The 12642-nt window shown below is 68.5% G+C and carries 13 protein-coding genes and 1 riboswitch; of the genes, 4 read left to right on the top strand and 9 right to left on the bottom strand.

Going from position 1 to position 12642, the window contains the following annotated elements; all coding sequences use genetic code 11:
• Positions 1–36: 36 nt before the first annotated feature.
• Genes ABZ942_RS39125 through bioB form a run of 3 tightly spaced genes read right to left on the bottom strand, consistent with a single transcriptional unit; the run spans position 37 to position 1951 of the window.
• Positions 37–681, bottom strand: coding sequence for a DUF2567 domain-containing protein (locus tag ABZ942_RS39125; RefSeq protein ID WP_357391301.1), 645 nt, complete (start codon positions 679–681; stop codon positions 37–39).
• A gap of 20 nt (positions 682–701) precedes the next feature.
• Complete coding sequence (locus ABZ942_RS39120) at positions 702–929, bottom strand: hypothetical protein (protein WP_357391300.1); 228 nt, start codon at positions 927–929, stop codon at positions 702–704.
• Between the two features lie 8 nt (positions 930–937).
• The gene (gene bioB, locus ABZ942_RS39115; RefSeq protein WP_357391299.1) at positions 938–1951 is read right to left on the bottom strand and encodes a biotin synthase BioB; all 1014 of its coding nucleotides are present in this window, start codon (positions 1949–1951) and stop codon (positions 938–940) included.
• A gap of 195 nt (positions 1952–2146) precedes the next feature.
• Here bioB and ABZ942_RS39110 point away from each other — a divergent pair, with 195 nt between their 5' ends.
• Positions 2147–2731: a TetR/AcrR family transcriptional regulator C-terminal domain-containing protein gene (locus ABZ942_RS39110; protein ID WP_357391298.1), complete on the top strand. Its 585-nt coding sequence runs from the start codon at positions 2147–2149 to the stop codon at positions 2729–2731.
• A 32-nt stretch (positions 2732–2763) separates the two neighbouring features.
• On the opposite strand, the gene ABZ942_RS39105 is transcribed toward ABZ942_RS39110, so the two are convergent.
• The 5 genes from ABZ942_RS39105 to ABZ942_RS39085 form a co-directional block, all read right to left on the bottom strand.
• Positions 2764–4113: an LLM class flavin-dependent oxidoreductase gene (locus ABZ942_RS39105; protein ID WP_357391297.1), complete on the bottom strand. Its 1350-nt coding sequence runs from the start codon at positions 4111–4113 to the stop codon at positions 2764–2766.
• A complete protein-coding gene (locus tag ABZ942_RS39100; RefSeq protein ID WP_357391296.1) occupies positions 4110–4871 on the bottom strand; it encodes an ABC transporter ATP-binding protein in 762 nt (253 codons plus the stop codon). Before ABZ942_RS39100 ends, ABZ942_RS39105 begins: the two co-directional genes overlap by 4 nt.
• Positions 4847–5707: an ABC transporter permease gene (locus tag ABZ942_RS39095; RefSeq protein ID WP_357391295.1), complete on the bottom strand. Its 861-nt coding sequence runs from the start codon at positions 5705–5707 to the stop codon at positions 4847–4849. The genes ABZ942_RS39100 and ABZ942_RS39095 overlap by 25 nt, the downstream gene beginning before the upstream one ends.
• Positions 5707–6801: an ABC transporter substrate-binding protein gene (locus tag ABZ942_RS39090; protein ID WP_357391294.1), complete on the bottom strand. Its 1095-nt coding sequence runs from the start codon at positions 6799–6801 to the stop codon at positions 5707–5709. The genes ABZ942_RS39095 and ABZ942_RS39090 overlap by 1 nt, the downstream gene beginning before the upstream one ends.
• Positions 6802–6871: 70 nt before the next feature.
• The gene (locus tag ABZ942_RS39085; protein ID WP_357391293.1) at positions 6872–8041 is read right to left on the bottom strand and encodes an alpha/beta hydrolase; all 1170 of its coding nucleotides are present in this window, start codon (positions 8039–8041) and stop codon (positions 6872–6874) included.
• A 114-nt stretch (positions 8042–8155) separates the two neighbouring features.
• Positions 8156–8213: riboswitch (cobalamin riboswitch) on the top strand.
• A gap of 122 nt (positions 8214–8335) precedes the next feature.
• Here ABZ942_RS39085 and ABZ942_RS39080 point away from each other — a divergent pair.
• From ABZ942_RS39080 to ABZ942_RS39070, 3 genes are all read left to right on the top strand, one after another.
• Positions 8336–9367 (top strand): iron ABC transporter permease, encoded by a 1032-nt coding sequence (locus tag ABZ942_RS39080; RefSeq protein ID WP_357391510.1) that lies wholly within the window; start codon positions 8336–8338, stop codon positions 9365–9367.
• 143 nt (positions 9368–9510) lie between these two features.
• A complete protein-coding gene (locus ABZ942_RS39075) occupies positions 9511–10461 on the top strand; it encodes an ABC transporter ATP-binding protein (protein ID WP_357391292.1) in 951 nt (316 codons plus the stop codon).
• A 50-nt stretch (positions 10462–10511) separates the two neighbouring features.
• The gene (locus ABZ942_RS39070) at positions 10512–11537 is read left to right on the top strand and encodes an ABC transporter substrate-binding protein (protein ID WP_357391291.1); all 1026 of its coding nucleotides are present in this window, start codon (positions 10512–10514) and stop codon (positions 11535–11537) included.
• 357 nt (positions 11538–11894) lie between these two features.
• Here the strand turns inward: ABZ942_RS39070 and bioD are convergent, their stop codons facing one another.
• Complete coding sequence (bioD, locus tag ABZ942_RS39065) at positions 11895–12569, bottom strand: dethiobiotin synthase (RefSeq protein WP_357391290.1); 675 nt, start codon at positions 12567–12569, stop codon at positions 11895–11897.
• Positions 12570–12642: the final 73 nt, after the last annotated feature.

Here is a 12642-nt window from a genome sequence, read left to right as displayed (position 1 = left end):
CGGTACCGTCCCGCGGGCAACGGTTCGGACAACGCGTCAGCGGTGGGGACGAGTCTCCGGGAGCGAACCGGAACTGGCCTCCCTGGCCGGTTCGTAACTACCGTAAGGGAGCGGGCCACTGCCCGCTGGGTACGCCGCACCGTACGGTCCGAACGTGCCTGCCGGATCATGCGATCCGGTCTCGACGGCAGTGCCGGTACCTAGATCCTCCGACGAATTCAATGCGGCGAAGAACAGTACGAGCAGCGACGCCAGCAGCGGCTGCACGACCAGCGCGACCCAGGCGCCGACCTCCGTCGGCAGCTCGACGATCTGCCCGACCGGCGGATCGTGCGGCCGCGGGTGGTACCACTCGGCGACCTGCTCGCCGAGTCGCGCCATCACCAGCGCGCCGATCAGCGAGCCGACGAGCAACCCGAGCTGCAACAGCGGCCCGCGCACGCCGCGCCACCGCCACGCCGCGATCGCGGTCAGCACCCCGACCACCGCGGCGAAACACACGAACATCGCCACCGCGTCGAACTGGTGCCCACTCTCCCCGGTCAACACCGCACCTCGGCCCGGCTCGACCACGAACAGCTGCTCGGTCGGCGCGAGCAGACCCCACCCGGCACCGGCCAGCGCACTCACCACGATGACGGCCACCGCGATCACCACCGCGGCACGCACCTCGCGCCGCATGCCATTCCGCGACGCCTGCACTAGCGCAGTTCCAGACTGGCCGCGTCGATCACGCCGTGCCTGGAACACTTGGCCCACCAGCCGTCGGGGCTCACCTGCACGATCATCCGGCGACCGCAGTGCTCGCAGAAGCGCGGCGGCTCCAAGCCGAGCGCGGCGGCCGCGGGCACGGCGTCATCGAGGCCGGGCACGATCCGTTTGCCGGTGAACGGGTTGTAGCGCTCGTCCATGCCCATGACATTACTCATGGGTCTCCCTAAAGGGTTTCGTTGAGCGCCTTGATCGGCATCTTCAATTCGCCGAGCAGATCGAGATCCGCCTCGGCGGGCCGACCGAGGGTGGTCAGGTAGTTGCCGACGATGACGGCGTTGATGCCGCCGAGGATGCCCTGCTTGGCGCCGAGATCGCCGAGGGTGATCTCGCGACCGCCGGCGAAGCGAAGGATGGTGCGCGGCAACGCGAGCCGGAACGCGGCGACGGCACGCAGCGCGTCGGCGGCGGGCAGCACCTCGAGGTCGCCGAAGGGAGTGCCCGGGCGCGGATTGAGGAAGTTCAGCGGCACCTCGTCGGGCTCGAGCTCGGCCAGGTCGGCCGCGAATTCCGCACGCTGCTCCAGGGTTTCGCCCATGCCGAGGATGCCGCCGCAGCAGACCTCCATGCCGGCCGCGCGGACCATCCGCAGCGTGTCCCAGCGCTCTTCCCAGGTGTGCGTGGTGACCACGTTCGGGAAGTGCGAGCGCGAGGTCTCCAGGTTGTGGTTGTAGCGGTGCACGCCCATGGCGGCGAGCTGGTCGACCTGGTCCTGGGTGAGCATGCCGAGCGAGCACGCGACCTGGATGTCGACCTCGTTGCGAATGGCCTCGACGCCGGCCGCGACCTGCGCCATCAGCCGCTCGTCCGGGCCACGCACCGCGGCGACGATGCAGAACTCGGTGGCACCGGTCTTCGCGGTCTGCTTGGCGGCCTCGACGAGGCTGGGGATGTCGAGCCAGGCCGCGCGCACCGGCGACTGGAACAGGCCGGACTGCGAGCAGAAGTGGCAGTCCTCGGGGCAGCCGCCGGTCTTGAGGCTGATGATGCCCTCGACCTCGACCTCGGGGCCGCACCACTTCATCCGCACGTCGTGCGCCAGGGCCAGCAGTTCTTCCAGGTGGTCGTCGCCGAGGCGGAGCACCTCGAGGGTCTGCTCCTGGGTCAGTCCTTCGCCGCGCTCGAGCACTTGCTCGCGGGCGATAGACAAGATGGAGGTGTCAACGGAAGCCTGGGTCACTGCACGAATCCCTTCGGTCGGCCGAGGTGGCCGGGCAACTTGAACGGTGTTCAGGCTAGGGTAGCCGGGACAGTGAGTCAAAACACTGCGGGCCGGGTACGCCACCGTGACGGGGGCGGACCGGGCCGCCGACGGTAACCTGCGTAACCACGACGGGGGCCGCGAGTGCCGCCATCGGACAGGGAAGGAATTCGGGTGCAACTGCACAGAGCGGACGTGGTCGACGGTGCCGTCGCGATCCTCGACCAGTACGGCCTCGCCGACCTGACCATGCGCAGGCTGGCCGGCTCGCTCCAGGTGCAGCCGGGCGCGCTGTACTGGCACTTCCCCAACAAACAGGCCCTGCTCGGCGCGGTCGCGGACAAGATCCTGCTGCCGATGGACGATCCGATCGTCGCCACCGAATGGTCCGGCCAGGTCAGCGAATTGGCGCATCGGCTGCGCGACTGCCTGCTCGCCTATCGTGACGGCGCCGAATTGGTCTCGGCCACTTACGCATCCAGGCTCACCACCAGCAAGGGCCGGGAACGGATGGCCAGCGCGGCCATTCGCGCGGGCATGCCCCGCCCCGAAGCCGAACTCACCTCGTTCACGCTGCTGTACTACGTCCTCGGCCAGACCGTCGACGAACAGTCCAGAATGCAAATGGATTCCGCGGGCGCCCTCCCCGACGACGAAACCCCGCTCGACGAAACCCCCGACCCCACCGCCCGTTTCGACTTCGGCCTGCAACTGTTCATCGCAGGCGTCCGCCACCTACTGGGCACGCGCATCCGCTGAGCGGCGCCCCGCGCACTGACAGTCCGCCTCGGTCACGGGGCCAGGGCCGGTTGGCGGGCGGACCGGCCAGCCGGACGCGGCAGGCCGAAGTGGTCGCGCAGCGTCGTGCCGGTGTATTCGGTGCGGAACAGGCCGCGCTCCTGCAGGATCGGGACGACGGTCTCGGCGAATACCTCCAGTCCGCCCGGGTAGTACGGCGGCATCACGTTGAAACCGTCTGCCGCACCGTTGCGGAACCATTCCTCGATCGTGTCGGCGACCTGCTCGGGCGTGCCCACGAACACCCGGTGCCCGCGCGCACCGGCCAGCTTGTGCAACAACCCACGCACGGTCGGCCGCTCACGCTGCACGATGCCCGCGACGACCTGTAGTCGGCTGCGGGCGTTGTCGGTGACGTCACCCGCGTCATCGAACAGATCCACCGGAACCGCCTCGTCGAGCGGAAGGTGCCGCAGGCTCTTGCCGACGATGTTCTCCAGTTGTGTCAGACCGTATTCCGGCACGGTGAGCTCGTTGAACTCGCGTTCCAGCCGCTTGGCCGCCGCCTCGGTGTCGCCGATGAACGGGCTGATGCCGGGCAGGATCTTGACGTGGTCGGGGTTGCGGCCGAAACCCTGTGCCTGCGCTTTGATGTCGGCGTAGAACTTCTGTGCGTCCTCGAGTCGCTGGTGCGCGGTGAAGATCGCCTCCGCGTATTTACCGGCGAACGAACGACCTTCGTTGGACGCGCCCGCCTGCACGAGCACCGGGTAGCCCTGGGGCGTGCGCGGTGCATTGAAAGGCCCACGCACCCTTAAGTGTTCGCCGACGAAGTCGATCGGGTGGATCTTGTCCGGATCGGCGTACACCCCGCCTGCCTGGTCCAGCAGGATGGCGTCGTCCTCCCAGCTGTCCCACAGCGCGACCACGGAGTCCACGAATTCCCGTGCCCGCGCGTAACGTTCGGCGTGGTCGGGGTGCTTGTCGAGGCCGAAGTTGGCGGCGGCCAGGTCGGTTCCGGTCGTGACGATGTTCCAGCCGGCCCTGCCGCGGGAGATGTGGTCCAGCGTGGAGAACAGCCGCGCCAAGTTGTAGGGCTCGTAGTAGGTGGTCGAGGCTGTCGCGATCAGCCCGAGATGCGTTGTCGCCGTGGCGATGGCGGTGAGCAGGGTGATCGGCTCCAGACCGGAGCCCGCGTTGTGTTTGACGTTGGTGCGCAGCGCGGGCCCGTCGGCGAAGAACACCGCATCGAGCTTCGCCGCCTCGGCGGTGCGGCCGATCTCCTGGTAGTAGTCGACGTCATAGATCCGACCGGGCCGGCTGTCGGGATGCCGCCAGGCCGCCTCGTGGTGACCGGATGGGTAGATGAACGCGTTGAGGCTGAGCTGACGCGGAGTACTCATGAGGCTTGCTTCTCTTCTTCATGGCGGCTCGGCAGGTCGTCGGTGCCGACGCCGAGACTGGCGAGCAGTAGCGACCGGAGCCGAATGAAGGCCGGATCGCTGTGTGTGCGTGGACGTTCCAGGTCGATGCGCTGGTCGACGGCGATGCGGCCCGCGTCGAGCACGAGGACGCGGTCGGCGAGCAGCACCGCCTCGTCGACGTCGTGGGTGACCAGCAGGACGGCAGGCCGGTGCTTGGCGCACAGGTCCTGCAAGAGCGCGTGCATCTTGATCCGGGTGAGCGCGTCCAGCGCGCCGAACGGTTCGTCGGCCAGCAGCAGCTCCGGCTCCCGTACCAGCGAACGAGCCAGTGCGACACGCTGCTGCTCGCCGCCGGAAAGCTGCCTGGGCCAGGCCCTTTCGCGACCGGCCAAGCCGACCTCGGCGAGGGCGGCGCGGCCCCGCTCGGCGGCGCCGTGCCCGCTCGAACCGAGGGTCACGTTGTCGAGCACGCGGATCCAGGGCAGCAGCCGCGAATCCTGGAACACCACGGCACGTTCGGTGGGCACCGTCAGTTCGCCTGAGCCGGGCACGTCGTAGTCCAGTTCCGCGAGTGCGCGCAGCAGCGTGCTCTTGCCCGAACCGCTACGCCCGAGCAGGGCAACGAATTCCCCGCGCGCGATATCGAGATCGATGTCGCGCAACACGACCCGGTCGCCGAACCCGCGCCGCAGTTCGCGCGTGCGGACGACGCTCAGTCCCCCAATGTCTGTCGCCACGACAGCGCCTTCCTTTCCACCGCGCGCACGGCGAGATCGCCGAAAAGTCCTAGCAGGCCGTAGATCACGAGCCCGACCACGATCACGTCGATCTGCCCGTAGGTGCGGGCCTGGGTCATCAGGTAGCCGATGCCGCTGGTGGCGTTGACCTGTTCCACCACGACCAGGGCCAGCCAGGCGATGGTGACCGCGAGCCGCAGTCCGGTGAAGAAGCCGGGCAGCGAGCCGGGCAGCGCGATCCGGCGGATGAAACCCCAGCGCGAAAGACCAACCGTCTGTGCGAGTTCCACGTATCTGGAGTCGACGCTGCGCAGGTAGGCGTGGGTGTTCAGGTAGATCGGGATCGCCACGCTCGTCGTGATGACGACCAGCTTCATCTGCTCGCCGATGCCGAACCACACGATGAACAGCGGGATCAACGCGAGCGTCGGAATCGCGCGCTTGATCTGAATCGGCCCGTCCACCAGCGCTTCACCGATCCGGCTCAGGCCCGCTACGAGCGCGAGCACCAGCCCGATGAGGACACCGATGGCCAGCCCGATACCAGCCCGCTGCACCGAGGTGAGCAGATTGGATTGCAGCCTGCCGTCGGCGATCAGGTCACCGGCGGTCGCGGCGACCGTCCACGGCGCGGGCAGCGTCTCCGAATCCAGTGTGCCGGAGGCGGATCCGAGCACCCAGGCGAGGATCAACAGCGTCGGCCCGATGGCGGCGCCGAACGGAATCGGTCGTCCCGGTCCGAGTCGCGGCCGGGCGGGCTTGCGCTTGGCCAGCTCCCGCGCCGGTGCGGCAGTGCGTCCGAGCCGGTGCCATACCCCGGCATCGACCGTGGCCATCAACGGGCCTTCGGTTCGAACGCGGCGCCGCTCGCGGTGACCGCCTCGGTGATCGCGGCGTCGTAACGCAGGTCGAAGCCGTTGGCCGCCTGCACCTTCTTCGGTAGCTCACCGGCCTTGGCGAGGACGTCGATGGTGGCCTGCTGCCGGTCTACGAGCTGTTGATCCAGGTGCGGGAAGACGAAGGTACCCAGCGAATCCACGATGCGCTTGGCATCCTCGGGGCCGACCTTCTGATTCTCCACGTAGTACTTGCGCGCCCACTCCTCCTGGTGGGTATTGGACCACTGGAAGGAGCGTACGAAAGCAGCGGCGAGGGCTCGAGTCGCGGCAGCCTTGGCCGGGTCCTGAACCACCGCCCGGCGGGCGTACAGGTAGCCGAGACCGCCGTAGATTCCGTCGGTCTGTGCATCCGGAATCAGCGAAGCGCCCGGAGTCCGCAGCAACCGCGTGACATTCGGCTCGATCAGCGGCGCGACATCGACCTGACCGGTGCGAACGGCGTCGAGGAACTCGGCGAGCTGCAATCGGATCAGTTGCACGTCACCGGGTTTCAGCCCGGCTTTGTCCAAGGCGCGCAGCACCGCCGCCTGCTGCGCGGTGCCTTCCGCGTAGGCGATCTTCTTGCCCTTCAGATCGGCAAGCGTGGCAACCGATTTCCCCGGCGCCACCGCCAGTTTCAGTGCTGAGGTGCTGGTTTGGTAGGCGGCCACGATCGGCACGTCCTGCCCGGCGATCAGCGCATGGATCGGCGGCACGTCGCCCACCACCGCGACGTCGGCGGCTTCCGCGCGGAACGCCTCGAGAATGGCCGGGCCGCCGGTGAAATTGGCGAACTCGACCTTGAACGGCAGCGTGTCCAGCTCGCCGGACTGCCGGAGCACCTGCTGCAGCCGCTCGGACTGATCGGCGACAACGAGCTTGGTTCCAGCGGGAACTTCAACGGGCAGTGGCGTGTCCGCGGCGACGGGACCGACCGGCTTGTCCTTGTTCGCGCAGCCGGTGAGTCCGAGGGTCGCAACGGTTGCCACGGCGAGCAATGCGGCGGTGGTGCGGCCATGGCGGCCGAACAAAAACGTGCGTGGTCGGTACATACACGGATTCAAACAAGACAAAACCGGCCCGAACACCGTTTGTCTCAGGCTGGTTCGAACTGCTCGGCCGCTATCGCGGCGCCGCCGCGAGCGGAGCGTCCCGGACCTGCACCTGGAAGCGCTGGACGAACGGCACGATCTGCTGATCGATGAACGTGTTGTATTCGGTCGGCCGCTGCATCGGGTTGGCGTGCCCGGTGTTTCGCGCGAGCACCACCGACAGCGTGCCGGCCACGCCACCGGACTGTTCGATCAGTACCCGATGCGAGTACTCGACATCGACGACCCGGTCCGCGTCCGCGTCGCGCGGGCGAATGAAAACGATAGCGGGACGCGGCTTTCCGCCCACGGGCTCGGCCAGCGCCCGCAGGTCGCTCGTCGCGCCGCCGGCCACGATCGCGGTGAACTGTGCCTCGATCAGACCGTTGCTCGCCGCGTTGCGCGAGAAGATCTTCTCCCGCAACACCTCGTGCACCACCTCGCCGAGCTTGGCGAAACGGATCCCAGGCGGCACGCCACCGCCGCCGTCGTACACGAAACGGTCTCGGCGCGCGTAGGTTTCCACCGCGAGCCGCAACAGCCTGCTCTCGCGCGCACCGGGCAGCCAGCGCATCCAGCGCACCATGTCCTCGCCCGCGCCGCGGCTCTCCGGGCGGACCGCGTTCAGGTCCACCGGGGTGCAGTCCAGGATCACGCCGACCAGGCGGCGGTCACTGTCGAGATGGACGTGTTTGGCGACCTCCAGCGCGATCACGCCGCCCATCGAGTGCCCGACCAGCACGATGTTCTTCAGCCCGGACAACTCGGCGGCGCGCACGATCAGGTCGGCGATCACCTTGGTATCAATACCTTCGTTGTCGTAGCGGATGGCCCACACCACGCCCATGCCGCGCAATGAAGGCAGCGCGGCGGCGGTCGCGCTGGCGTCCAGGCCGCCGAGGCCGACCATGTCCACCACGACGGTGTCCCAGTTCTTGGCATCGGCCGGCGAGGCGACGGGCAGGATCGCGGGCTCGGTGCGGGCGAGCCGGGCTTGTTCGGGTTCGACATCGAAGGTCAGGTACTGGGCGAAGACGACCAGTAGGGCGGCGAGCAGTACGAGCACTCGCAGGACTGCCGACCTGGTCCGGCGCAACGTCTTCCACTCGTGCCACAGGCTGGTGTCCCGTAGCCGGGCTTTGCGTCGCGCGTCGTCCCAGTCCGAAACAGTGGACGGGTGCCGGTCATCGAACGGCGACATCTATCCCACCGTACGTAAGGGTGTGGGCGGCTGCCATTCCACTCGCCACCCGGCGGCGGGTGTTAACCCGACCGACCGGTAGAGTTCTGCCGTCATCCCTGGCAGGTGCGAGAATCCGGTGCAATCCCGGAACGGTCGCGCCACTGTGATCGCCACCACGGCGAAAGTCAGACCTCCCCTGCCGGACAACTCTGGAGAGGCCGCGACTTGCCTGTGGAGCACTACCGCCGCGCGCGCGTAGCGAGCGAATCATGTGCCAGCACGCCTCGGCGCATGCTGGAGCCGAGCGCCGGCATGAGCCGTGTCCGCGCGACGCTCATCTTCCCTATCCTTGGCGCGCTGCTGATCTGCGCGATGATTCTCGCGACCGGATTCGGCGCGGAAACGCTGCCGGTCTCGTCGGTGTTGGAAGTCCTGCGGCACCGCGTCACCGGGCAGAGGCCGTCCGACTTCGGCCTGGACACCATCGTCTGGCAGTTGCGGGTGCCGCGTACCGTGCTCGCTGCGATCGTCGGCGCGGGGCTGGCGTTGGCCGGAGCGGCCATGCAGACATTGGTGCGTAATCCGCTCGCCGATCCGTATCTGCTCGGGGTGTCCTCAGGCGCGGGTGTCGGTGCGGCGGCGGTGATCACCTCCGGGCTGTTCGCCGGTGCCGGGGTGTGGGCGTTGTCCGGCGGGGCGTTGGTCGGGGCGTTCGTCGCGGCGGGGCTGGTGTTCCTGATCGCCGTCGCGCAGGGCGGGCTGACGCCGTTGCGGTTGGTGCTCACGGGCACTGTGCTCGGTTCCGCGTTCGCCGCGTTGAGCAGTTATCTCATCTTTCGCCGCCCGGATCCCGGTGCGGCCCAATCGGTGCTGTTCTGGCTGCTCGGCAGTCTCGCGGGGGCCGACTGGACGCGAATCGCGTTGCCGCTGAGCGTGGTTGTGCTCGCCGGTCTCGCGTTGCTCCTCGCGAGCGGCTGGCTGGATGCGCTGACCGTCGGCGCCGATACCGCCGCTTCCCTCGGCGTTCCCGTCAAGGAACTGCGCATCGCCCTGTTCCTGTTGCTCGCGGTGTTAGTCGGGGTGCTCGTCGCCGTGTCGGGCGGGATCGGCTTCGTCGGCCTGGTCGTCCCGCACGCCGCCCGCCTGCTGGTCGGCCCGCGCCACCGCAGCCTGCTGCCCGCCTGTGCCCTCTGCGGTGCGCTGTTCCTCGTCGTCGCCGACGCCGCCACCCGAATCCTGGTCCGCCCCACCGAAATCCCCGTCGGCGTGCTGACCGGCCTGATCGGCGCCCCCGCGTTCCTGATCCTGATGGGACGGCGGCGCTATCGGTTCGGTGAATCATGAACGGGCGCAACCGCCGTCGGTCGGTCAACGTGTCCGCGAACAGCCCCGAACACGATCGCGATGCTGACGCAGCGGGTCAGCCGGACACAACCGAGCCGAATGACGGTGGGCGCCACGGGGACGAGTCGTCGAATAGTGTCAGCGTGACCCGAGCCCAGAGTGACGCTGCGGTCCGGACTGCGTCCGATGACGGCCGCTCCGCGCACATGCGAGGCGCAACACGCGGGGACAATGCGGCCGGGCCGAATGAGCGCGAGGCGAACTGGGCGGCCAGACCGAACGAACACGGACGCGAGGCGGACACGGCGGTCGAAACCCGGAGCAAGGCTGGGGCATTGGCGGTAAAGGGGCTCGCGTGTGCCGCCGGGCGGAAGACCGTGGTCGCCGACGTGACCTTCGCGATCCAGGCCGGGGAGACGGTCGGGATCGTCGGGCCGAACGGCACGGGTAAGTCGACGCTGCTGCAGACGCTGGCCGGGGTGCGGCGGCCGGTGCGTGGGCAGGCGATGGTGGACGGCCAAGTGCTGCACGAACTGTCGTCGCGACGGCGGGCACGCACGGTGGCCATGGTGGCGCAGGACGAGCGTCCGCCCGACGACCTGCGTGCGGGCGAGGTGGTGGCACTGGGGCTCACGCCGTACCTGCCGCCGTGGGGTGCCGGTTCGCCGCGCGAACAGCACGCCGTTCAGGACGCGTTGACCACGGTGGACCTCGCCGGATTCGCCGACCGCCCGGTCCATCGCCTCTCCGGCGGCGAACGCCAACGCGTGCTGCTTGCCCGCGCCCTCGTACAGAACACCCCGGTGCTGCTGCTCGACGAGCCGACCAATCACCTGGACATCACCCACCGCCTCGAACTCCTCGCACTAGCCCGCACCCTGAACCGCACCGTCGTCATGGCGCTGCACGACCTGGCCCTGGCCGACCGCTACTGCGACCGAATCCTGGTGCTACACAACGGCGCCGCTCACCCGCTCGCCCCACCCGCCACCGCCCTTGCTCCCGAGGTGGTCGACGAGGTCTTCGGCGTCCGCGCCCTCCGCATCGCACACCCCGAAACCGGCGACCCACACCTCTTGATCACTCCCCGATGACCTCTGGTCGCGGACCACTGACCTGTTGATTTACCCAGAGAGGCGAATGGATGAAGCACACTTTCCGAGTGTTGGTCGCGGTCGTGCTGGCCGCGGCGGTGGCCGGGTGTAGCGCGCAGCAGACGACCGCCGGGGATCTCACGATCCGCAATTGCGATGTGGACGTGCGGTTTCCGGCTCCGGCGAAGCGGTTGTTCGTCAATGACGGCAACCTGATCTCGATGGCGCTGGCGCTCGGGGCACAGGATCAGGTGGCCGCCGTGTCGAGCGTGCAGCGGGACGCGGACACGTTGCGCAGGCACTACGGGCCGGTTGTCGATCAGTTGAAGTCTGTTGCGCCGGAATATCCTTCGCGAGAGACCGTGTTGGCACAGGGGCCGGACGTGATGGTCGCCGGGTGGAGCTACGGGTACGACGAGTCCAAGAACCTGACGCCGGATTCGTTGAGCAAGGCCGGAATTGCGGCCTACACGCTCACCGAGAGTTGCCGCCAGCACAATGGTGAGCGCCCGCGCGGCATCGTCGAACCGTGGACCGCGCTGCGCGACGACCTCACCAACCTCGGCGCCATCACCGGACGCACCGACCGCGCCGCCGCGGTCACCGCCGATCTGGACCAGCGGCTCGCCGCACTGACCAGCGCACCGCAGGCCGAGCGCAAGCCGACCATTTTCCTGTTCGACAGCGCCACCGACTCCCTGATGTCCAGCGGCAGTTTCGGTGCGCCGCAAGCGATCCTGGACGCCGCGGGCGGCCGCAACGTGCTCAGCGACGTGCCGGACACCTGGACCAGGGTGTCCTGGGAGCGCCTGGCCGCCGCCGACCCCGACGCCATCATGTTCGTCGACTACCCACCGCAAACCTTCGCCCAGAAGGTCGACGCACTGCGCGCCAAGCCCGGCATCAACCAGCTCCGCGCCGTCACCGAGGGCCGCTTCCTCAACCTCCCCTACGCCATGTGGACCAGCGGCCCCCTCAACATCGACGCCGCCGAACAAATCCGCAAACAACTCGAACGCTGGAACCTGCTCCCCACCTCCCCCATCCAGCCCCCCGCCGACGACACCATCCGCTGAAACCGCGCCCGCCGCGCACCAGCTCGCCTCCCGCGCACAAATTTGCCAACAAACTCACGCGCGGGAGGCGAAACAACACGCGGCTCAGTGGCAAATCGGCACCCGTACGCACAGCTCGGCCGATCCGCAGACCGCAACGCCCGCTGCTGCCGCCGCTCGACGCTGCGCACCGATTCGCCCGCCACGCACCGATTCGCCAGCAACTTCGTACGCGGCCTACGAAACGATGCGCGACGCAAACCCCGGACAGTCCGCGCAACTAGGCACCCACGCCGCGCGGCAAATCTCTCGACGCGCACGGATTTGCTGGCAGATTCGTGCGCGGCGCGCGAAACCGCGCGCGGGATGCGGTGTGGGTCAGGCGAAGGGGGACCAGGTGGGGGTGAACCAGGTGGGGGCGGCGGCGGTGAAGTGGTCGCGGGTCCATGAGCCGGTGGCTGCGGGGATGGTGCCGACGAGGGGGATGCCGGTGACGCGGGGTAGGTCGATGCGGTTGTAGTCGGCGGCGAGGTCGGGGGTGGTGGGCCATGAGCCGATTACCAGACCTGCGCAGCGCACGCCGGCTGATTGCAGTGCGCGGGTGGTGAGTTCGGTGTGGTTTAGGGTGCCGAGGCCGGCGGCGGTTACCAAAAGTACGGGGGCGTCGAGTTTTTGGGCGAGGTCGAGGAGGGTGAAATCGCCGAGCCGGACCAGCAGGCCACCCGCGCCCTCCACCAGGGTGAGATCGGCGTCGCTGAGCGTGTCTATCCCGGCAACGGTTTCGGCCAACGTCAGCTCGGGCAATCCTGCGCGGCGCGCGGCGGTGTCGGGTGCCAGCGGGTCCGGGTAGCGCGCGAGTTCGAGGGTTCGAGTGGCACCGCTGAGGCGCTCGATCTCGGCGAGATCGCCGGGTTCGCCTGGGGCAACACCGGTTTGACCCGGCTTGCACACCGCCACGGACTTACCTTCGGCCAACACCATCGCGGCGACGGCCGCGGTAACCACGGTCTTGCCGACGTCCGTGGAAGTTCCGGTGATCAACAGCACGCTCATACGGCCACCGCCAGCACACATGTTGCGGCGATCAGGGACAGGCTCACGGAACCGATCAGCGCGACAACGCCCG

Origin of the sequence: Nocardia sp. NPDC046473 (genome assembly GCF_040645995.1) — a bacterium.
In the GTDB taxonomy this organism is placed as follows: Bacteria; Actinomycetota; Actinomycetes; order Mycobacteriales; family Mycobacteriaceae; genus Nocardia.
The sequence above is the reverse complement of the archived record's forward strand: the minus strand, read 5'-3'. Positions and strand labels throughout refer to the sequence as shown.